This window comes from Clostridium sp. UBA6640, from assembly GCF_002455975.1.
Taxonomy (GTDB): Bacteria; Bacillota; Clostridia; order Clostridiales; family Clostridiaceae; genus Clostridium_J.
Genome location: NZ_DKLM01000172.1, coordinates 62,258 through 84,672 on the forward strand (window position 1 = coordinate 62,258; position 22,415 = coordinate 84,672).

General features: G+C 28.4%; 22 protein-coding genes and 1 pseudogene. 5 read left to right on the forward strand and 18 right to left on the reverse strand.

Annotation, left to right across the window (positions count from 1 at the left end):
- Positions 1-13: 13 nt before the first annotated feature.
- On the reverse strand, positions 14-427 hold the full coding sequence (locus tag B2W91_RS20765; RefSeq protein WP_291584406.1) for a hypothetical protein: 414 nt from the start codon (positions 425-427) through the stop codon (positions 14-16).
- A gap of 377 nt (positions 428-804) precedes the next feature.
- Between B2W91_RS20765 and B2W91_RS20770 the strand changes: the two genes are divergently transcribed.
- On the forward strand, positions 805-1,545 hold the full coding sequence (locus tag B2W91_RS20770; protein WP_291584408.1) for a FadR/GntR family transcriptional regulator: 741 nt from the start codon (positions 805-807) through the stop codon (positions 1,543-1,545).
- A 132-nt stretch (positions 1,546-1,677) separates the two neighbouring features.
- Here B2W91_RS20770 and B2W91_RS20775 read toward each other — a convergent pair whose 3' ends face one another.
- The 4 genes from B2W91_RS20775 to B2W91_RS20790 form a co-directional block, all read right to left on the reverse strand.
- Positions 1,678-2,616, reverse strand: a complete 939-nt coding sequence (locus B2W91_RS20775) for an AEC family transporter (protein WP_291584410.1) — start codon at positions 2,614-2,616, stop codon at positions 1,678-1,680.
- Positions 2,617-2,822: 206 nt separating this feature from the next.
- Positions 2,823-3,197 (reverse strand): DUF1667 domain-containing protein, encoded by a 375-nt coding sequence (locus tag B2W91_RS20780; RefSeq protein ID WP_291584412.1) that lies wholly within the window; start codon positions 3,195-3,197, stop codon positions 2,823-2,825.
- Positions 3,194-4,435: an NAD(P)/FAD-dependent oxidoreductase gene (locus tag B2W91_RS20785; protein WP_291584414.1), complete on the reverse strand. Its 1,242-nt coding sequence runs from the start codon at positions 4,433-4,435 to the stop codon at positions 3,194-3,196. The genes B2W91_RS20780 and B2W91_RS20785 overlap by 4 nt, the downstream gene beginning before the upstream one ends.
- Positions 4,435-5,892 (reverse strand): NAD(P)/FAD-dependent oxidoreductase, encoded by a 1,458-nt coding sequence (locus B2W91_RS20790; RefSeq protein WP_291584416.1) that lies wholly within the window; start codon positions 5,890-5,892, stop codon positions 4,435-4,437. Before B2W91_RS20790 ends, B2W91_RS20785 begins: the two co-directional genes overlap by 1 nt.
- 604 nt (positions 5,893-6,496) lie before the next feature.
- On the opposite strand from B2W91_RS20790, the gene B2W91_RS20795 reads away from it, so the two are divergent.
- Positions 6,497-6,724: a hypothetical protein gene (locus B2W91_RS20795; protein ID WP_291584418.1), complete on the forward strand. Its 228-nt coding sequence runs from the start codon at positions 6,497-6,499 to the stop codon at positions 6,722-6,724.
- 30 nt (positions 6,725-6,754) lie between these two features.
- Here B2W91_RS20795 and B2W91_RS20800 read toward each other — a convergent pair whose 3' ends face one another.
- Positions 6,755-7,492: a ribonuclease H-like domain-containing protein gene (locus B2W91_RS20800; RefSeq protein ID WP_291584420.1), complete on the reverse strand. Its 738-nt coding sequence runs from the start codon at positions 7,490-7,492 to the stop codon at positions 6,755-6,757.
- 347 nt (positions 7,493-7,839) lie between these two features.
- Between B2W91_RS20800 and B2W91_RS20805 the strand changes: the two genes are divergently transcribed.
- From B2W91_RS20805 to B2W91_RS20815, 3 genes are read left to right on the forward strand one after another with little or no spacing between them, the layout of a single operon-like run.
- A complete protein-coding gene (locus B2W91_RS20805; protein ID WP_291584482.1) occupies positions 7,840-8,073 on the forward strand; it encodes a FeoA family protein in 234 nt (77 codons plus the stop codon).
- A complete protein-coding gene (gene feoB, locus B2W91_RS20810; protein WP_291584422.1) occupies positions 8,073-9,848 on the forward strand; it encodes a ferrous iron transport protein B in 1,776 nt (591 codons plus the stop codon). Before B2W91_RS20805 ends, feoB (B2W91_RS20810) begins: the two co-directional genes overlap by 1 nt.
- Before the next feature lie 13 nt (positions 9,849-9,861).
- Entirely contained in the window at positions 9,862-10,023 is a 162-nt protein-coding gene (locus B2W91_RS20815) for a FeoB-associated Cys-rich membrane protein (protein ID WP_291584424.1), read from the forward strand.
- A 970-nt stretch (positions 10,024-10,993) separates the two neighbouring features.
- On the opposite strand, the gene B2W91_RS20820 is transcribed toward B2W91_RS20815, so the two are convergent.
- From B2W91_RS20820 to B2W91_RS20875, 12 genes and pseudogenes are all read right to left on the reverse strand, one after another.
- Positions 10,994-11,140 carry a FeoB-associated Cys-rich membrane protein gene (locus B2W91_RS20820; RefSeq protein ID WP_291584426.1) on the reverse strand — a complete coding sequence of 49 codons (147 nt, stop codon included), beginning with the start codon at positions 11,138-11,140 and terminating at the stop codon, positions 10,994-10,996.
- Between the two features lie 20 nt (positions 11,141-11,160).
- Positions 11,161-13,317 (reverse strand): annotated as a pseudogene (feoB, locus tag B2W91_RS20825) (ferrous iron transport protein B).
- A 35-nt stretch (positions 13,318-13,352) separates the two neighbouring features.
- Positions 13,353-13,574, reverse strand: coding sequence for a FeoA family protein (locus tag B2W91_RS20830; protein WP_291584428.1), 222 nt, complete (start codon positions 13,572-13,574; stop codon positions 13,353-13,355).
- 15 nt (positions 13,575-13,589) lie between these two features.
- Entirely contained in the window at positions 13,590-13,799 is a 210-nt protein-coding gene (locus tag B2W91_RS20835) for a FeoA family protein (RefSeq protein ID WP_291584430.1), read from the reverse strand.
- A 482-nt stretch (positions 13,800-14,281) separates the two neighbouring features.
- Entirely contained in the window at positions 14,282-15,421 is a 1,140-nt protein-coding gene (locus tag B2W91_RS20840) for an ABC transporter permease (protein ID WP_291584432.1), read from the reverse strand.
- Position 15,422: 1 nt separating this feature from the next.
- Positions 15,423-16,541, reverse strand: a complete 1,119-nt coding sequence (locus B2W91_RS20845; protein ID WP_291584434.1) for an ABC transporter permease — start codon at positions 16,539-16,541, stop codon at positions 15,423-15,425.
- A 13-nt stretch (positions 16,542-16,554) separates the two neighbouring features.
- Positions 16,555-17,490 carry an ABC transporter ATP-binding protein gene (locus B2W91_RS20850; protein WP_291584436.1) on the reverse strand — a complete coding sequence of 312 codons (936 nt, stop codon included), beginning with the start codon at positions 17,488-17,490 and terminating at the stop codon, positions 16,555-16,557.
- A gap of 377 nt (positions 17,491-17,867) precedes the next feature.
- Positions 17,868-18,497 (reverse strand): response regulator transcription factor, encoded by a 630-nt coding sequence (locus tag B2W91_RS20855; RefSeq protein ID WP_291584460.1) that lies wholly within the window; start codon positions 18,495-18,497, stop codon positions 17,868-17,870.
- Between the two features lie 9 nt (positions 18,498-18,506).
- Complete coding sequence (locus B2W91_RS20860) at positions 18,507-19,610, reverse strand: sensor histidine kinase (RefSeq protein WP_291584462.1); 1,104 nt, start codon at positions 19,608-19,610, stop codon at positions 18,507-18,509.
- A gap of 466 nt (positions 19,611-20,076) precedes the next feature.
- Complete coding sequence (gene rpsD / locus B2W91_RS20865; protein WP_291584464.1) at positions 20,077-20,682, reverse strand: 30S ribosomal protein S4; 606 nt, start codon at positions 20,680-20,682, stop codon at positions 20,077-20,079.
- A 314-nt stretch (positions 20,683-20,996) separates the two neighbouring features.
- Positions 20,997-21,614, reverse strand: coding sequence for an NUDIX hydrolase N-terminal domain-containing protein (locus tag B2W91_RS20870; RefSeq protein WP_291584466.1), 618 nt, complete (start codon positions 21,612-21,614; stop codon positions 20,997-20,999).
- A 715-nt stretch (positions 21,615-22,329) separates the two neighbouring features.
- The coding region (locus tag B2W91_RS20875; RefSeq protein WP_291584483.1) for a DALR anticodon-binding domain-containing protein at positions 22,330-22,415 on the reverse strand (86 nt) is incomplete at its 5' end.

Consider the following 22,415-nt stretch of genomic DNA (forward strand, 5'->3'; position numbering starts at 1 on the left):
CCCTTTCTTATAACTAATTGTTATGGTTTACATTTTCAATTGCGCCTATATAAGCTTTAATAATAGAGTCAGAATACTGTGGATTTAATTCTTTAATATATAAGCTTTCTTTAATTTTATTCATAATAATATTTATTACAGATTGCTTATATAAATAATCAATAGGTTTGCCTTCCAATAAAAGCTCAACTTCATAAATTCGTATAGCTTTTTCATTTTCTATAGTAAAAGCTATATTAAATTTTTCTATTCTATTATTTTTATGTCTTAGATAAACAATACTGTCAATGTCTGGGGATAATAATTTATTTTCGCTGTTTATTCTAAAAAATCCTTTATATTTTCGTTTATTTAATAATTCTTCTACCTCTCTAAACGCATCTAATTGATTTTTTCTATTTGTTGATATATTAGTATTAGAAATCATTTTATATACCCCCTAAATATTTGTGTAGTAACATATAAAATAATATGTAGAAGACTTGTTATTTTTTAGATTATTACTATATTTATTACGACATCTCCCAATATATAACATAAAAATAATAAAGAAAATTTTATATATTATTAATCAAACACTTTATTAAATTAGTCATCATAATTTATTATTTTTTAATGTCTCCTCTTTTACCTGGAGTGTCAGACTTAATTACATAGGCAATAACCGTAATAAGATTTATTTAATAGACCAATTACTTTTGTAATGTTAGTATAATATGTAGACACAGGAAGCTCTACAATTTAGAATATAATAGATAACTATTTTAAATAATTCTTGTAAAATATATTGATTGAGGTGCTACTATGAATAAAATAGATATGAAACCTGTTAAAAGCAAAAAAGCATATTTTCATATAATTGAAACCTTTATCCATTTAATAATGAGTAATCAACTTGAATATGGAGAAAAATTGTATAATGAAACAGAATTAATGAAAATCTTAGATGTAAGCCGTCCAACTTTACGTGAGGCCTTACGAGTTATGGAGTTTTTAGGAATAGTAACTGTATCTCCACGAAAGGGGATTGTTATTAACGATCCTAAAAATAATAACTACTATTTACCACTAACTTATATTTTAGCCTTTGAAAAAACAAGTAATACAAGTCTCTTTGAACTTAGAATGTCCATAGAATTAGAAATGGTTGGACTTGCTGCATCTAGAGCAACAAAAGAAGATTTGGCTGAGTTAAAGAGAGTCTCTGATGAACTTGTTAGTCTTCCTAGAGGAGATATAAAAAACTTTACTAGATTGGATCAATTATTTCATATTACTATATTAAGTTGTGCTAAAAATGAATTATGTTTTAAATTAATGAATACTCTTAATAAACTAATTTATGATCAGTTAGAACAAATCCATAAAGCTTTAACAAATGATGATAGAAACAATACAATAGAAAAACATCGCGCAATATATGAGGCACTTATAAGCAGAAATGAAGAAATGGCAAGAAAAGCAATGAGAGATCATCTAGAACATGCTTATTGTGTTACCAAACAATTACCAAGTGTTTTTTGCCCAAACTTTGAAACAAGATAAACAAAGTTCTAAGCTTCAGAGGGAGTTTTTACTCCCACTTTGAAAAAGATTGGAGTATTAGAGTCAGTAGTCATATGATAGATTTACTCTAAGAAAACCTTCTTTTCAGTCTTAACTGAAAAGAAGGTTTTTTTATTGAAGCAGTATTTTATATATAGGAATTATAAATAAACTTAATATAGTAGTTACAGTAATCATAATGGCTGCATATTGATAGTCTGCATCATAGGCTTTAGATACTATTGCAGTATTAGTCATCACTGGCATAGCCGCTTGAATAATAAATACCTTTTTCATAAGTTCAGGTAAAGGGAAAAACCTACATAACAATACTACTAACAAAGGTGATATTATAAATCTTCCTAGCAAAATACCTAAATTGTCTTTATCAAAACTTATTCCTTTTAAATCTATATAGTACATTGTATTACCGATAAATAACATAGACAATGGTGTAGTTAAGTTACCCAAGTATTTGCAAGTATCCATTATAAACTTAGGTACAGGAATAGTTAAAAGTATTAATATTATAGCTACTATGAATCCCATTAATGGAGGCGAGAATATTCTCTTTATGGTACTCATTGATAAAAATCCTTGAGTTTCACCTTTTCCGTCTTTACTTATTTCAAAAACACCTATGGTCCAAAAGAATGTAGTATTGGCTATATAATATAATAAAACATAGGGAACACTTTCTGATCCAAATAGAGCTAGGTTAACTGGTAATCCAATAAATATAGTGTTAGACACAAAGAACATAGATAAAAAGGATCCTCGTCTTTTTGGGGTAATATTAAAAACCTTTATAAATATTTTACCTAGTAAATAAGTACAAGCTATAGATAAAAAGGGAACTATAAGTCCTGTCCCCAAACTTAAAAGTTTTTCCCTGTCAAAATCTGACATAAGGTTATTGATCATCAAAGCTGGTAAAGATACATTTATAACAATTTTCGAAAATAATTTAGCCCCAGACTTATCTATCCATTCTTTTTTAGTCAAAATATATCCAATGGCTATCATTATAATAATGCTAAATATACTGCCAAAGGCATGAAGAAGTTCCATGAAATATCTCCTTTCAATAATAGATGAATGTATTTACATTATAAACTGATTCGTATTTTCAAAAGTTATTTACAAATCTTAAACTTAATACCATCCTCTATATTTCATCCCAATAGTGATTATTTAAATAGAATTTTCAAAAACCGCAGGTACTGACACATCTACAGATAAGCCCCAAAGCTCCTCTTCTTTTATTTTACAATGCACTAAAAATTACTTATTTTCTTTTCTACAAATTTTGTAGCAATAATGTCTGAATCAAGTCCAAGAATATTTTTAACAATTACTTGATTGATTTTTACAGGTGCATTAATTTCTAACTTCTTAATTTCCTTCATAACATCAAATATCTTTTCTTTAGGAACAGCCTTTGTTGTTCTTACACTAACTAATGGTATTTCACCATTAGTCACTTTAACTAAAGATGCAATAGTTCTTTTAGGATTTTGTATTTCTTGTGCCGCATACTCTTTTCCTCTTTTACACAAAGCCCCACTTATATTCTTTATACTTTGGTTTTCCCATTCTACAGATAATTCACATCCATTAGGACAAATTATACATGTAATTTGTTTATTCATTGGAGAGCCACCACCTTAATATTTTCTTTGCTAATAAGTTCTTGTTTTTTTAATATTATGTGCACCATTTCCGCTGGATTTAATTTTTTTAATTTCTCCACTTTAATAACTTCTTCGCCTTGCTTAATCTCTATTGCCCCATTTCTTGAAGGTCTACTTACTCTTAGATATATCTCTACATCTTTTTCTCCACTTATCTTTTGTGGAACTACATTATTAATAGTCTTATCTGTTGTTATCAAAATTTTATTTTCATTTTGTTTTTCTTCTTTTATATATATTGCTGCTGCCTCTGCAAGTTTTTCTCCTTCCCTTGATACAAAGTCTACTAAATCATGTACATGAAGAACATTTCCTGCAGCATAAATTCCTTCAACACTTGTCTGTAAATTTTCATCTACAATTGGACCTTTTGTTCTTTCATCTAATTTTACTCCAGCTTTAAGCGACAATTCATTTTCAGGAATAAGTCCAACAGATAGTATCAAAGTATCACATTTATATTCCTTTTCTGTTCCCTTAATAGGTTGTCCATTTTCATCCACTTTACTTACAGTTACTTCCTCTAATCTTCCTTTTCCTTTGATATTTGTTACAGTATGACTTAAAAATAGAGGAATATCATAATCATTTAAACACTGCTCTATATTTCTAGACAATCCACTAGGATAAGGCAGCTTTTCTATTACCGCAAGTACCTTTGCTCCCTCAAGTGTCATTCTCCTTGCCATTATAAGTCCTATATCTCCAGAGCCCAGTATAACTACTTTCTTTCCTACCATAATATTTTTTAAATTCATATAACTTTGAGCTACGCCTGCTGTAAATACGCCTGCTGGTCTCGTACCAGGTATGCTAATAGCTCCTCTTGTTCTTTCCCTGCATCCCATCGCTAGTACTACTACTTTAGCTTGATATCTTCTTAATCCTTCTTTTGTGGCTACTGTAACTTCCTTACTATTCGTAAGGTTTATTACTGTAGCATTTGCTTGTATTTCAATATTCTGTTTCTCTACCTCTTCTATAAACCTATTTGCATACTCTGGTCCGCTAAGTGCCTCATTAAATCTTACTAATCCAAATCCGTCATGAATGCATTGTTTTAATATTCCACCAGGTTTCTTTTCTCTTTCCAATATTAAAATATCGTCTATTCCTTTTTCTTTTAGTTTTAAAGCTGCTGCAAGTCCAGCTGGACCTGCTCCAATAATAACCGCATCTTTTAATATTGCTTCCATTATCTTACCCTCCCTAAAAGCATTCTTCCATTCTCTCTTAAGTAAATTACTTCATCTACTTCTTTATTTTTTTCTTTCATAATCATTTCTGTAATTCTAGTCTGGCAATATCCTCCTTGGCATCTTCCCATCATAGATCTTGTTCTGTACTTAATTCCAGTCACTGTGTCTACCCCTAATGGATTATTTATTGCCTGCATGATTTCTGCTTTTGTAACCGTCTCACATCTACAAATAATTTCTCCATAATCAGGGTTTTCTTTTATAAGCTCAGCTTGCTTTTCTTCAGATTGCTCCGAAAATTTTAATATACCACTTCTTATAGGATTAAAATCTTTATTTTCTTTTAAATCTTCCTTATTTCTAACCTTATCTAATACATATCTTGCAATTGGAATTGCTGAAGTTAATCCTGGAGACTCAATCCCAATTAAATTAATCATATTTGCTATCTCTTCTCTTTCTTCAATTACAAAATCTGCATATCCACCTTTTTCTTTACTCACTAGTTTAGGTCTAATACCTGAAAAATTTCTAATAAAATTCTCTCTTTTTATTTGAGGTAATATCTTTCTTCCTTCTTTCACGAGCATGTCCATAACTTCTTCAGTAGCTGAATAGTTATCATTTTCATCAAGATATTGAGCACTTGGTCCAATAAATATATTTCCATGAATAGAAGGGGTAAGATGTATTCCAAGTCCTCCTTCTTTTTTATTTGGAACTGGATATGCTGGAATTTGGAGGAATTCCCCTGCATTTTTATCTAAAATAAAATATTCACCCCTGCATGGATATATGGTATAGTCCGTAATACCAACCATTCTTGCTATTTTATCAGAATTTAATCCTGCACTATTAATTATCCACCTAGTATGATAAGTTTCTTTATTTTTTGTAGTAACTTCATAATATCCTTCTTTTCTTTGGATATCAGTTACTTCTCTACCAAGGTAAAAATCTACACCATTTTCACAAGCATTTTCTGCTAAAGCTATTGTATATATAAATGGATCTAATATTCCTGTCATAAGTGAATATAATGCTGCTTTTCCCTCTACATTAGGTGCTAATTCTTTAATTCTTTCCCTAGATACAATTTCTAGTCCTGGGACCCCATTTTTATCTCCCTGTTCCTTTAATGCTTTAAGTCCCTCTATATCCTCATCTGTAAAACCAGTTACCAGTTTCCCTAGCCTTTTAAAAGGAATATGGAGTTCCTCTGCTACTTTGTCAAAGCCCAAATTACCTTCTACACAGAACTTTGCCATAAGTGTTCCTGGTTTATTATTAAAACCTGCATGAAGGACTCCACTATTTCTACCACTAGTCTCACATATCACATCTAACTCTTTTTCTAATACACCTATTTTTAATTCATACCTTGAAAACTCTCTTGCAATTGCACTACCAACTACCCCTGAACCAATAATCATTATGTCATATTGCTTTTGCATTCTCCTCACCTCTCACATATTATTGAAATCTTTAGTAAATTTTATAAATATATTTTTTATTTAATTATGTTGTTAACTTGTAAAAAAGTATACTGCCTTATGAGTTATTAATACATAAATAACAAATTAATAGTAGCATCTTTAACAAAGTGATATCACCTGATAGATGCAATTAAATCTAATAAAAAAAATCTCTATTAGGAATTTCATTACAACTATTAGAATTTGAGAAATATATCAATCCTAACACCCTAGACCTCATTACAGTTAACGGGAACAACTATACATAATTAATATTATTAAGTTCATTCAGTATACTAAATGAACTTAATAATATTTTAGCTTTTTCAAAATATTTTGTCAATATAATTTTCTAAATATTTCATTAATTGCAAATATTTTTTGCATTTAAACATCATATGATGAATAAAAAAAATAGGTTGTAGCATGTAGCATATTATAACCCATTCCCCATTATTCATAATTATTAAATTTTTCACTCTTAAACTTAAATTTGGTTTTAATCTATGTTGTGGAATGGACGATTGCTTTGTAAGATTTTGCGTGGATTCAGATACACAAGGTCTAATTATCGAAGGGGTGGATGTTACGAGGAAACATTCCTTTAAAGATGGTTTCAGGTGTGGAATATGCTTTAAGCAAAAATATTCCTGTAGTCCTAGTTTCAAGATACCTTATGATGAAGCTCTTCGATGACTATGGTTATGAAAGTGCGGGAAAAGAACTTACCCAAAAGGGAGTTATTTTAGGAGATAATCTTAATCATATAAACAAGGATAAAACTTATTGTTGTACTTGTATATGCAAATAAAAGCTGTAACTAAATGGATTAAAACACCACTTAGCTACAGCCATTGTTTTCAATAACTTTATAATTAATTTTCTCTTTATATTTAACAACATTTTCTGCTTCAACATCTTCAATAGAAGGAATTATATATTTATTCCAATTTACATATATATAAAACAAACTAACTACATCTTGCATATTGTATAGTAAAATTTTTTCCTTTTTATCCACAGGCATTCTATTAAAGTATTCTTCATCTTTCATAATTTTGCTAAAAGTTTTAGCTAAATTTGATCCGCTAATTATTTCACTTTCTCTTGTAATATTAAATTTACTTTCTAAATTTTTAAGTCCTATAGAAGTTTTCATAGACTTCTCATAATACTTTTGTAAATCTATATCTTTAAAATGTTCTTCTATTTTAAAATTTATCTTATATTTCTCATACAAATAATTAATTACTGTAAAGTCATTATTACCTGAAAAAGTTACTATATATTTCTTATTGTGTTCTTCAATCATAGTTTTAAAATAATCTTTTGATAATCTTAAAAGTTTTTTTAGTTCGTATTTATTTTCAATCATATATTGAGTTATTTTTAAAGAGTTTTCATTTTCATCATAATATGCGCTACCAAAAACTCCTATACATATAGGTTTTTTATAGACGTAGTGCTCTAAATCAAAAAAAATAGCATCTTTAAATAAATCTTTTTTATCATCAACTATTAAACAATTCTCTTCATTAAAATCCTCTACATAAATCACATTTTCTTTAATAATCACCATATCACTCTTTTCTAAATTAAAGTTACCAAAATAATTAATACATAATTTATATTAAAATATTAAAATAATGGTAAATACAACATATTGATTATTATATCACATTCACCTATTTATTTTCTACAAATTATATATATGCAAATACTTAAAATTATCATTACTTATAAAACTTACTATAACTTATTATTATTTCCAAATGCTATTTTAAATAACCTATTTTTCTAAAAAATATTGACTTTTTTAAAAAACAATCATATAATGATACTGATAATTGTTATCAACAAGAGGTGAAAATTATGAGCATTAATAATTTAAATTTGAGTACGGCTGCTTACGTGGAAGTAAAAGATCTGAGCATTAGTGATTTAGAACTAGGCGATATCGCTTATATACAAAAATTAAATTGTGACGAAAAATTGTCTAAAAGACTTCTAGCTTTAGGATTTATTGAAGGTACTAAGGTTACGATGAAAAAGGTTGCTCCCCTAGGAGATCCCATTATAATTAATTTGCGTGGAACAGATTTTGCTATACGAAAAAAAGACGCAAGAAATATCTTTATAAAGATGGAGGGGGAAAATTAATGGTTACTGTTGCATTACTTGGTAACCCTAACGTAGGAAAAACAACTCTTTTTAATTCCCTTACAGGTTCTAATCAATATGTAGGAAACTGGGCTGGAGTTACTGTTGATAAAAAAGAAGGCTACGTAGGAAAAAATGTTAAAATTGTAGACTTACCTGGTATCTATGCCATGGATACTTTTTCAAATGAAGAAAAAGTATCTAAGGAATTTTTACAAAGTGATGAAGTTGATCTAATTGTAAACATCGTAGATGCTACAAATTTAGAAAGAAACTTATATTTAACTTCACAACTAACAGAATTTAAAAAGCCAATGGTTTTAGTTGTAAATATGATAGATGTTGCTAAATCTAAAAATATTCATATAGATTTTGATTTACTTTCTAAAAAATTAGGAGTAAATATCCTTCCTATTTCAGCTGCTAAATCAAAAGGGATTGATGAAGTTAAAAACCTTTTAAATAGCGAGGACTTTAATAAACTGGATACAACAATAAACGTTAAGCATAATTTTGGCAAAATGAATGAAACTGAAGCATATGCTTATATAGAGAATATTTTAAATTCTTGTGTAGAATTGCCAAAGACTAAGAAAGAATCTATTAGTGAAAAGGTTGATAAAATTGTATTAAACAGATTTTTAGCTTACCCAATATTTCTAGCACTACTATGGATTATATTTAAATTTACTTTTGATTGGGTAGGTGCACCTCTTCAAGATTGGTTAGAAGGATTAATTACTGAAGATTTTGCAGGATTAGTTGGAGGGCTTTTAGAAAATAGCCGCCCTTGGTTTAATTCTTTAATAGTTGACGGTATCATTGGTGGCGTTGGAGGAATCATAACTTTCGTGCCAATTATATTAACTTTATTTTTAGGTATGTCTATATTAGAAGACAGTGGATATATGGCAAGAGCTGCTTTTATTATGGATAAGCTTATGAGAAAATTTGGCCTTTCCGGTAAGGCTTTCATTCCTCTTATGATGGGATTTGGTTGCTCTGTTCCTGGAATCATGTCAGCTAGAACTCTTGAAAGCGAAAAAGATAGAAAAATAACTGCTCTAATACTACCTTTTATGTCCTGTAATGCTAGGCTACCAATTTATGCACTATTTACTGGAGCATTATTTGCTAGTCACCAAACAGAAGTAGTATTGGGACTTTATTTACTTGGAATTTTAGTAGCATTTTTAGTAGCTATTATACTAAAAAATACTTTATATAAAAAAGCTGAAGAACCTTTTATAATTGAGTTACCTGAATATAAAGTACCTGAAGCTAAAACAGTACTTCACCATACCTGGGAAAAAGGTAAAGGTTTCTTAAAGAAAGCAGGAACTATTATATTTGCAATATCAGTTATTGTTTGGTTCCTACAAAGCTTCAATATGAGTGGTATGGCAGAAATCGATGAGAGCTTCTTAGCTTCTATTGGTAACTTTATAGCTCCTATATTTGCACCACTAGGTTTTGGTACATGGCAAAGTTCTGTATCATTGCTTACTGGACTTGCAGCTAAAGAAGTTGTTGTAAGCACAATGGGTGTGTTATATTCTGGAGAGTTAGGGGCAGCTATTGCAGCTAACTTTACTACTTTAAGTGCATTATCATTCTTAGCTTTCTCATTACTATACACTCCTTGTGTTGCAGTAATAGGCGCTATGAAAAAAGAATTTGGTGGTAAATTTGCTTTCTTCTCTGCTACTTATCAAATAGCAGTAGCTTGGATAGTCGCATTCCTTATATATAATATAGGAGGCCTTATATTTTAATTGAGGTGATAATATGATAGAAATTTTAGTTACAGGTGGTATTCTCATAGCTTCAGCAGTTATATTATTTAAACAAATTAAGAAAAAGGGCAAAGGTGAATGTAACTGTGGAAGCTGTGCATCCAAATGTCCTAACTACAAAGAAACAATTTCAATAAAAAAATCAAATCAATAAAAAGAGCATGGCCTAAGTCATGCTCTTTTTATTGATTTGCAAATAATTTTATGTAAACTGAATGATGAACTAAATATAGCAAATAAACTACATGTAAGGAACACTCTTAATACGGGTGTATTTTTATATTAGCTGTAAACTTTAAGAAAGTCTTCCTTCATACATTATGAATAGTTCTCTATAAGCTTTCCCAAATTTCTAAGTGGTATTTTCCACCTTTTTATGACTCCGAAAGATGCTAAGTACAATGCTTTAAGAAGTGAAGTGCACTTTGAAATACACTTTACTGACGATTCAATATGCAATAAGTATTGTCAAGAATTTCAATAGCATTTGTTTTGTATATAACCTTGCTTACATCGTAGAAAACTTAAATATAAGCTTATAACATCCTAATTATAATTAACTGACCAGATTTTCATTTCATCGGGATAATGTTCTTTGCTATTTTTCAGTAACTTTAACTATATGATCATCTCCTTGCTCTTCAGCTGGTGTATGATATATAGTTTTTAAATCTGCAGCAAATTCTTTTTTACTTCTATCAATAACATGCTTCGAAGTATTACGAACTTAATGTACTTTCAGTGTTAAGAAAAGTTACATTAATAGACTCTTTAATGCTTTCATTATGATCTTCTAATATTCTAAAATTATTATCACCAGCTATTTTATTTACTATTTTTATTAATTTTTCTTCTACATCTTTTATTAATATTTGATGTCCATACTCTACATTTCATACTATATGATATAGTATTGAATATATACCTTCACGTCCATGATATAATAACCATCTCTTATAATTACAAGTATATATAAGTATAATATAATTATTTGTATATATTATATGTATAAGGTAGTTGCATATTCTAACTCATGACTGAAGTCATCATGATTTCATCAAATAAAAAAATCTATTTTTCAAGTATCTAATAAGGAACTACTTGAAAAATAGATTTTTTATTTTTTATTTTGACTTAGTAGGTTTACATGAGCTATGACAATCACAACAATCTCCGCTACAGCAATTGCCATTTTTTTTATCTTTATAAACTTTACATCCAACAAGAACAAATGATCCTAGTACTAATGTACCAATTATAAATGTAGACATATTTATTATCTCCTTACGCGCTATGCGCTAGTATTTTCTACCTTATCACCTTTTATATTAGTTGGATTAGAAAAATTCTTATAAGGTCTAAATAGCATATACAAGAATCCTGCTAATAGTACTAATGCAACTAAAGTTCCAACTCCAAATCCTTTTCCTGTAAACAGTGATCCTAATTGATAAACTGTAAGTGCCACTACATAAGCTAATCCAGTTTGATATCCTACAGCTACCCAAGTCCATTTAGCATTACCCATTTCACGTTTAATTGCACCAATTGCTGCAAAACATGGAGCACATAATAAATTAAATAGTAAGAATGAATATGCAGATAGTTGTGTAAATGAGCCTTGTAGAGTATTCCAAATTTCTACACCATCTTCTGCTACTTCTCCAACCCCATATAAAATACCAAATGTACCAACTACATTTTCTTTTGCAATAAATCCTGAAATAGTTGCCACTGCTGCCCTCCAGTCGCCCCATCCTAATGGATTAAATATAGGCGCTATTACTTTACCAATTGAAGCTAATATTGAATCTGTAGCTTCCACCATTTCTAATGACCAATTGAATGTACTTAAGAACCATATTAATCCACAGGCAAGGAATATTATAGTACCTGCTTTTTTAACGAAGGATTTTGATCTATCCCACATATGAATAAACACACCTTTTACACTAGGCACATGATATTTTGGTAGTTCCATCACAAATGGAGCAGGCTCACCTGCAAAAGCTTTTGTTTTCTTTAAAATTATTCCAGAACATATAATAGCTGCAATTCCAACAAAATATGCTGAAGGTGCTATCCAAGCTGACCCCGGGAATAATGACCCTGCAATTAAAGCTATTATTGGCAATTTCGCAGAACAAGGCATAAATGTGGTAGTAATAATAGTCATTTTCCTATCTGATTCATTCTCAATAGTTCTTGATGCCATAATTCCTGGAACACCACAACCTGTTCCTATAAGCATAGGAATAAATGACTTACCTGAAAGACCAAACTTACGGAATATTCTATCCATTATAAAAGCTATACGTGACATATAACCACAATCTTCTAAAATCGCAAGACATAAAAATAATACCATCATTTGTGGTAAAAATCCAAGTACAGCTCCTACACCAGCAATAATACCATCAAGTATTAGTGAATTTAACCAATCAGCAGTTCCTATAGATGTAAGGAAGCCTTCTACTGCAGGAGGTATAATATCACCAAACAACACATCATTTACCCAATCTGTAGCGCCAGTACCTATTGTTGAAATAGATAAGTAATAAACAAGGAACATAACCGCTGCAAATATAGGTAATCCTAAAACTCTATTAGTAACTATTTTGTCTATTTTGTCAGACGTCGTTAACTTAGATTTGTTTTTCTTAACTGCACATTTACCAATTATTCCACTTATGTAATTATAACGTTCATTAGTTATAATACTTTCTCCATCATCATCTACTTTATCTTCAAAACTAGTTACAATTGTTCCAACTTTATCTTTTGAAGATTTTGAAATATTTCCTTGTTCAATTGCCTTTTCATCATTTTCAAATAATTTTATAGCAAACCAACGTAAATGTTCTTTTGAGACTTGATTTTGAATTTCATTCTCAATACTAGACAATACTTTTTCCATATCCACTGAAAAAGTATGTCCGATTGGATTAACTTTGTGTGATTTAGCTAATTCTATCGCTTTATTAATTAATTCTTTACATCCGTCACCTTTTAAAGCAGATGTTTCAACTACGGTACACCCCATAGCTTTTCCCAACTTATCCTTATTGATGATATCTCCATTTTTTCTGACAATATCCATCATATTTAAAGCTATTATAACAGGAATTCCAAGTTCCATTACCTGAGTTGATAGATATAAGTTTCTTTCAAGGTTTGTACCATCTACTATGTTTATAATAACTTCTGGTTTTTCTGTAATAAGATAGTTTCTTGTTATAACTTCTTCTAAAGTATATGGTGAAAGTGAATATATTCCAGGCAAATCTATTACTTTTACATCTTTATTTTGTTATAATTTACCTTCTTTTTTTTCTACTGTTACTCCAGGCCAGTTACCTACATACTGTGAACTACCAGTTAAATAATTAAACATTGTAGTTTTACCACAGTTAGGATTTCCTACAAGAGCAATTCTTATATTTTCCATTTAATTCCCTCCTAAAAGGATTATAATTTATTTTTTTACTTTACTTCTATCATTTCTGCATCCACTTTACGAAGTGTTAACTCATAATTTCTTACATTTACTTCTATTGGATCCCCTAAAGGTGCCAATTTACGAACAAAAATTTCCACCCCCTTAGTTATACCCATATCCATAATTCTTCTTTTTACAACTCCCTTTCCATGGAGTTTTACTACAGTTACCTTTTGTCCACACTCAACATCTTTTAACGTCATCATAGATAATTCTCCTCTCTAAATAATGATTCTATTAGCCATACTTTTACCAATAGCTATTCTTGAATCCTTTACGTTTATTATCATATTTCCTGATATCTCTGATATGACAGTAACACTTTCTCCTTCTACAAAACCTAATTTTGCAAGAAATTGTCGTAAGTTATCTCTACCTGTTATTTTCTTTATTTTATTTACTTCACCTTCTCTTGCCATAGCCAATGTCATAGCACTCACCTCCTTTTAAGGCAGTTATTCAGAATTAATATTTTTATTCTAAAATATCATGTTTTCAAAATTTGATTTATTAAATTATTAGCTAGGGTATTACACAATCAGATTTTCTCCTATGTTAGTTTAAACTAACATAGGAGAAAATAAATAAGTTAACTCTACTACTTTGCTAATTTGGGTACAATGCTATTATATTACAATTGATAAATATTTTCAATAGGCATTGAAAATCTTTATCAAAATAATAACTTTCTTTCATATATCTGGTGCTGTCCCATTAGCAGTTAAAAGCCGTTAATGCATGGATTTTTTATTCCTTTGAGAAAATATATGGGGAACACTGTTCGACGCTACAGTTAATAAATTTTAATTTTTTAGCGATTGCTGAGAAATATCTACAATTCTCCATTGTCAATCGTTGAATGTGAGTCGTGAATTAGAAAAAGGAGTTCGATGAACTCCTTTTTATTGATATATTATAAAAATTCCCCTATTGATTTATTTATCTTCATTTTATAAACTGCTATACTTAAAAATGCTAATGCAAATAACATTAGTATAGCTAGATTGGGAATTAGATCCTTAAAATGTAAATTACCCTGTATTTTTTCTATTCCATCCATAACATAGCTTTGAGGCATTAAAAGAGATATTCTTCTTAGCAGTTCTCCCCTACGGCTTATAGACCAAAAACATCCACCTAACATAGAACTTGGAACTACTATAAAATTTGTAATACCACTTACCGACATTGAAGAGTTTGCAAAGGATATGATTAAAACTCCAAGGCATACTACCACTATGCCAAAAACAATCATTAATATAAAGAAATTTAAATAGTTTGCATTAAGTTTTATTATCTTCATCAAAATCAATATTACTACAAATAATTGAAACCCTATAATTAACAAATTGGTAATCACATTTCCAAGTACATATTGTCTTGATGACATAGGTGATACACATATTCTATAATAGGTTTTCTCTCTTTTTTCACTTATTATAAGTTTAGAGATATTTATAGATGTATACATTAAGAACATTATAAATATTCCCATAGAAGCTGTAGTAAAAGTTTTCTTACCAGTGACATCCTCTGTACTTTTTCCTTCTAAGAACATTTCCCCATTAATTTTATACCCTTCATAAATATCATAGAAGTCTTTAGAATCTTTGCTTACGCTACTTATTATTCTTAAATTCTCTATATACATATTTATATAATTTTCAACCCATACTGTTGAGTCTTGATCTTTAATAGTTATAATTTCTATGTCTTTAGGCTGATTTTTCAATATACTATCTTCAAAATCTTCTGGAATTATGATGACATAAGAAGTTTCACTTTTAGTAACTTTGTCTTTTATTTCATTTTCTTCTATACTCGATAAAGTAAATTTTTTAGTATTTTCTAGATAACTTATCATATCTTTAGATAAAGTCCCTCTATCTTTATTTACAATTCCTATATTATATACTTCTGTTTTACTTAAAAATTGAATAAATAGCAAAAATAATATGCTTATTATAGGAAGTAGTATATATGTGAATATAGAAGATTTCTTTTTAAATATTATTTTAAAATTATTTTTTGCTATAAGAAAAGAATTTCTCATATTACTCCTCCATTCTTTTAAATAGTCTCATTGATATTAAAAATAGTACTGCTGCAATGCCCAAATTTAATGCTAAAGTACTATAAAATTTTGAGTAATCATTGGCATAAATTACACTGAAGATAGCATTATTTGCCCATCGAACTGGTGAGAGATTAGTTAATTTCATTAAAAATTCACTATTAAGATTTTCTATAGATATATAACTTCCACCTAGGAAACATATAAACACCAATAGTATATTTAAAATTGCATAGGATTTTTCTTTTGGAATCATTAAAGACATTGAGCAACCAATAGATATAGCTAATATAGCAAGTGATAATACAATTAATATTACACTTATAAAATCCTCTCCGAAATTTATATGAAATAAATATTTAAGCACAGATATAACTATAGTAAATTGAATGCAATTCACTATAAAAGCCCCTATTGTCAATGCAGAAAGTATATAAACTTTATTTACTGGAGCAATTATAAGTCTATCTAAAGTTTTACGATATCGCTCAGTATTAACTATAGCTATTCCACCTGTAGAACAATACATTACCATTGTTAATATGGTCATTATTCCACTGTAATCTTTACTAGCAGGTCCCTTTAATTTATCTAAAGATTCTATTTTTACATAATTATGATTTTTATCATTGTCCATGATATTTGATAAATTTTCGTCTCTAACTTTATCTATCTCCATAAGTATATTAAATCTTTCTACAAATGAATTTAGATGTAATTCTATTAATGATCCTTCAATATCATGATTTTCATTTTTATATATAGTTATTTTATTTTCATTAGCTTTAAAATTTATATATGCAGAGGATTTGTTATTTTTAATTTCTTCAATTCCTGTTTCTGAGCTGTAAATTTCCCTTTTATCTACATTTTCCAGCCCTTTTATCATGGCTTTGAAAGCTTCAGAGCTTTCGCCTTCTCCTTCTACATAATATACTAGGGGTTTTGAATTAAAAACTATTTCTTCTCCCCAATCACTACCAGCAGAACTCACTAAAATTGCTGCTAAAAATATAGGAAATAAAATCATACAAATCATATAGGTCTTATCTCTTAAATGCTGCTTTATTTCTTTAACTACAATACTAATAAATCTCACTATATCACTCCTCTCAATTTCTGAGGTTTCTACCAGTTAATTTTAGAAATACATCTTCTAAATTAGGCATTACAGTATTTATTTTTTTTATAGAAATATTATTATCTACAAAAACTCTCATTATCTTATCCATATTTATCATATCTTTATTGTTCTCAAAAATAATGGTGTTTTCTTTTATATTTATATTATTAATACCATTAATGTTTTTGAACTTTTCAATATCTAAATTCTCTATATTATTCACATTAACTTTTATATAGTTATAATCAGTGATAAGTGCCTTCAATTCTTCCTTAGTACCTTCAGAAATTAATTTTCCATGGTCCATTATGCCAACCTTACTGCATATTTCCTCAACCTCCTCCATATAATGAGAAGTATAAATTATGGTACTACCCATTTTATTAAGTTTCTTTACAGAATTTAATATATGATTTCTTGATTGAGGATCAATTCCTACTGTAGGTTCATCCATTATTATAATTTTAGGTTTATGCACTATGGCACAAGCTATATTTAATCTTCTACTCATTCCTCCTGAAAAATTTCTGCAGGGTTCTTTAATTCTATCTGTAAGTCCTACAAATTCTAATGCTTCTAATGATTTCTCCTCCAATTCTTTTCCTTTCAGCCCATATAAACTGCCAAAAAATTTTACATTTTCTAATGCTGTAAGTTCCCAATATACAGCTACACTTTGAGGTACAAGTCCTATATTTTTCTTAGTGGAATTCATATTTTTCTTTATATCACTTTTTAATATCTTTATTTCACCCATATCACTGCTTATAAGTCCACAAATCATATTTATTACAGTACTCTTTCCTGCACCATTAGGTCCTAATAACCCGTAAATTTCCCCATCTTCTATTGAAAAATTTATATTATCAACAGCGGTTAAATCCTTAAATTTTTTAGTTAAATTATTTACTTCTAAAACCTTCATATCAAAATCCTCCATAAATTCTTTCCTTATAAATATAATACAAAAAAATAGACCTTCTCTTAAGTGGAGAAGGTCATACTTTCAATATTACTAAAGTCATACATTATCTATATAGATATGGAAATCTAAATTTAATCTATAGGATTATAGAGTTGTGATGTTAAATTATTTTAATTTACACTTATGTAATTAAGAATTGACTATGGACAATGGACAATTATTGATATTTCTCAGCTATCACTGAGAAATTTAAAGTTTATTAATTGTAGCGGCGAACAGTGTTCGCCATAATCACTAACAATTTTATATTGCTAGTCAAAAATATGTTTTAGAAAATTATTTTTTTAAAAATAATTTCTTCCTTAATTGTGCATTACTTAAAGTAATCCTTTTAAATAATATATAGCAATTTGAGTTCTATGATTGAGACAAGTTTTATCCAATATGGAGGAAATATAATTTTTAACTGTTCCCTCAGATATATATAAATTTAATGCTATTTCTTTATTGGATAACCCTTCAGAAATTAATTTTATAATTTCCTTTTCTCTTTCAGTAAACTTATTTTTATCGTCAAAGTTACTTTGATTTTCTTTATCAGGATTTATTATTTTCTTTATAATTGTATCTTGAAGTACTATATTTCCATTTAAAACTGTATATATAGCATTTTTAATTTTTTCTGGAGAATTATTTTTCAGTAGATATCCCATAGCTCCATATTTTAGCGCATCTTTTATATATTCATCTTCATCAAAAGTAGTTAGTATCAAAGTCTTTGTACTACATTTTGATACGATCTCCTTTAAGGCCTCTACACCATTCATAACCGGCATTCTAACATCTAATAGCGCTACATCTATTTCTTCCCTTAAGCAAGCTTTAACAGCCTCTAAACCATTATTAGCGGTATCTACTACAGAAAACTCTTCATTCATATTTAAAATAATCTTCAAGCTTTCTCTAATAAGTTCATCATCATCTGCTATTAATATTTTAATACTCATAATATCCCCCTAAATCTCAATAGGAAGTAGTGATATTACAGAAAAACCATCACTTCCATCAACTATAAGTTTTCCCCCGATTCTCTCACATCTTTCTTCCATTCCTCGTATCCCCATATTTTTATTTATCTTCTTTACTCCTATTCCATTATCCTTTATTTCTAACTTTATAATTTTATTATTAATTATAGATATAGTTATCGTTATTTTATCAGCTTCTGAATATTTCAAACTGTTAGTTATTGATTCCACAATATTATCATATATGATTTTCCAATTCACAAAAGAAATTCTATCTATATAATCATCACAATTTAAAATAATTTCCACATCGCTGTTTATTCTGATTTTTTCTATAAACAATTTTACTTTGTTTATACCTATTTGTTCTTTTTCCGGTTTAATTTCTTTTAAAGTATTTCTTATATTATCCATTCCATCTCTTAATCTATCAATAGTACTTTTAAGAAAAGTTTTAGCTTTTTCCATATCTTTATCTAAAAGCAAATTTACAGCCTCTAATTGAAATATAGCAGCTGAAAGAGTATGGCCTACCTCATCATGAATTCTCTGAGATATATTACTTCTTTCCTCTAATATAGATGTATATTTTATTTGTGATTCAAAATCTTCTTGTTTATATATTTTATTTTCTAGACTTTCATTTCTCTTTTTTAAATTAACTATGTCATTTTCCAATTTTTCTATGTAATGAGTAAAATAATTTAACATATGATATATAATATACATAATTAGACTTATAAAGATATAGATTGGAATTAAAGTATTTGGTAATGCTAATAAAATCATTAATGCAACAAATATTTTTATACGTAAATATTTGTTTATCTCAATACTTCTATATAAACTTAATGGTAGAAAAATAATTGTGATGTTATCTATATAAAAATATCCAAAATAAATTAATATAAATTTACCTAAAGCTAATATAAAACAAACAGTTTTTTTATGGAATATGCTTTGTGCCATCGTTATAATTATATAAGTTAATATGAATCCTACAGAGAGGATTCCAAAATTAAAAACATTTATAATTTCTAAAATATAATACACTATCAATATAAGTTCACTTAAAATCAAATAAATATCCATATTAAAGTTAAACTCCTTATCTTTAAATCACCTATTAATACTTCATTTTAAATACCCATATAGCTATATTATAGAAAATTAGTATTATTTTAGCAACAAAATACAATTATATTTTATTTGATAATGATTTTCACTTGCATTTGATTTTATAATATGGTATTCTTAAAAAGAAGAGCAAACAATATAAAATCATATATAAAAACGGGTGTTCAAAATTTATATTATAAGATTTTTTAAAATTTGCATTGTCCATTAATTACATCCAAATCTTCTAAATATATACACAAAAGGAAGCATGTAACTATGCTTCCTTTTACGCTTTTTTGTAAATTTTAAGCTTTTAGTTTTTGTTAAAATTTCGCATATTAAATAATTTATATAAAAAATTAAGGTTGTTATACTAAAAGCATAGCAACCTTAAATCCTTTATAAATTTATTACTTTAAATCTACATCACTTCAATATATTACTTAGAATAATACTCTATAACCAATTGCTCAGTTATTTGTATTGGAACCTCACTTCTATCAGGTATTCTTAACAGTTTCCCAGAAAAACCTTCCATGTCCTTTTCTAAATATGGTAAATGTCCTATTAAAGTAGATTCAAAATTTTCCTTAAACATTTCATTTTTTCTTGATCCTTCTTTTAAAGTAACTACATCTCCTACTTCAATTCTATAAGAAGGTATGTCTACTTTTTTTCCATTTACCAAAAAGTGACCATGGTTAACCATCTGTCTAGCTTGGCGAATAGAGTTTGCAAATCCCAATCTATACACTATATTGTCCAGCCTGCATTCTAGCATTTTTATAAGTGTTTCTCCTGGAATGTCCCTATTTCTCTTAGCATCCTTAATAGATTTTTTAGCATATCCACTAAATTGCTTTTCAAGTACACCATAATAAGCTCTTAGTCTTTGTTTCTCTAAAAGTTGAACACCATAATCTGATAATTTTTTATCAGCTCTAGAAGTACCTCTTACTGCTCTTTCCATTGCTTTAGGATGTCCTGCAACATTTAATCCTAATCTCCTACATAATTTGAAACGTGGTCCCATCATTTTTGCCATATAAATTTACCTCCAATTTTTAGGTTTGCCGCGGTATAATTTAAATGCCAAATACATTATACAATAATGAAACTCATTTGAAAATAGTTTTCATTAAAAAATATATTTTTTCTATAAAATTTTTATATATTATCATTATCATTCATTGCTATAACATTTCTTTCAAGCATAACCATATTCTATAATGATTGTTCATATTGGTTTGGAGTTATTTATTTTCATAAGCATGCATCCATTTATCAATTGCCTCGCTTATATCAATAAAAGTTTCCTCTTCAAATGGTGATTTAACAAATTGGAATTTAGCAAAATCCTTAATCAAAAACAACTTGCCATTTATTATCTTTTATTGCGTCAAAACACATTTTTATTTGTTCGTAAACATTTTTATCCTCATCTAAAATAGGTAAATTCTCAAGAGAAAAATAATTACTTTCTGTTGTTTCATTGTTTTGCTGGAAACTTCCACCCAATACCTCACACAGAACAAAGACCTTAACTATCCCATAAGCATATTGGGGAACATTGTGTTTATTTCTATCTTGTATAGCAATAATCTTTATTGGTTTCACATCTAATCCTGATTCCTCTTTAGCTTCTTTAATTGTGTTTGAAGTAATTGACTCATTATAGTCAACCCATCCACCAGGAAGAGACCATTTCCCCTTTTCTTTTACAAGCAATATTCTATTTTCTTTAAAGATTACTGCTCTTGTTTCTATTTTAGGAGTTTGATATCCTGTTTCATTACAAAATAATTCTTTCACCTTTTCTATCGGAAATCCTGTCTTTATTGCCATTAATTCTGCAGATATTTCTCTTATTCTCTCAAAACGCTCTTTATCATAAACATCTTTCGTATAAGTCAGAGCAATTTGAGCTATTGATTGTAATTCCATTGCCAGATTCGTTATTGTATCAAAATCATTCATGATATGTATTTCCTCCAAATTCTGTATTTTCACTTTATATCATCATCTCAACAAACTGTGATTTGTCTAAATAGTTATTGTTTTGCTAATCTCTGTTTTAATCGCTCGTTTTCAGATTTCAATTCCTCATAATCCACCAACTGAACGATAAGATTCTTTTTATCTTGTTCCAGTTTTTTAATATGTCTAAAATGTTAAATAGCTTCTAATTACTTACATTTCAACATCATTAGAACATATGTACAATAGTTATTCTACTGTTTAATAATTATTTCATATTCAGTTTTAAGGTATACTTACTTTACAATCACANNTCCTAATAAACCCTTATATTTACTGGTTTTATTAGGATATATTCATCATTTAACTTACTATACATTAACTACTAAAGATAACATATATAACACTCCCTTAACATATTCTTGCTAGTCAGTTTCAGAATGTTGCAACTATTAAACTTACTTTTTTGCTTCTTTTGGTATATATCTCACTCCTTTATGGTATTCTCTGTTTAGAGTACCAATCAAAAACACAAAAATGGGGGGTAAAATATTGCATTTTGCATAATTATTATAACACAACTTACAATATATTGAATATAATCATAGAAATGTTAGCTCTTTATTTTTAAAACCTTTGACTTTAGGCTTTCACCACTCCCCCTCGCTTTAAGACCTGTAGAAAAGCACCCTCTTTTTCATTGAATCTTAATATATTACATCTTATCCACTACTTCTAATCCAATTAAATCTAATCCATTTTTTAAAACTTGAAGTGTAGATTTAACTAAATTGATTCTAG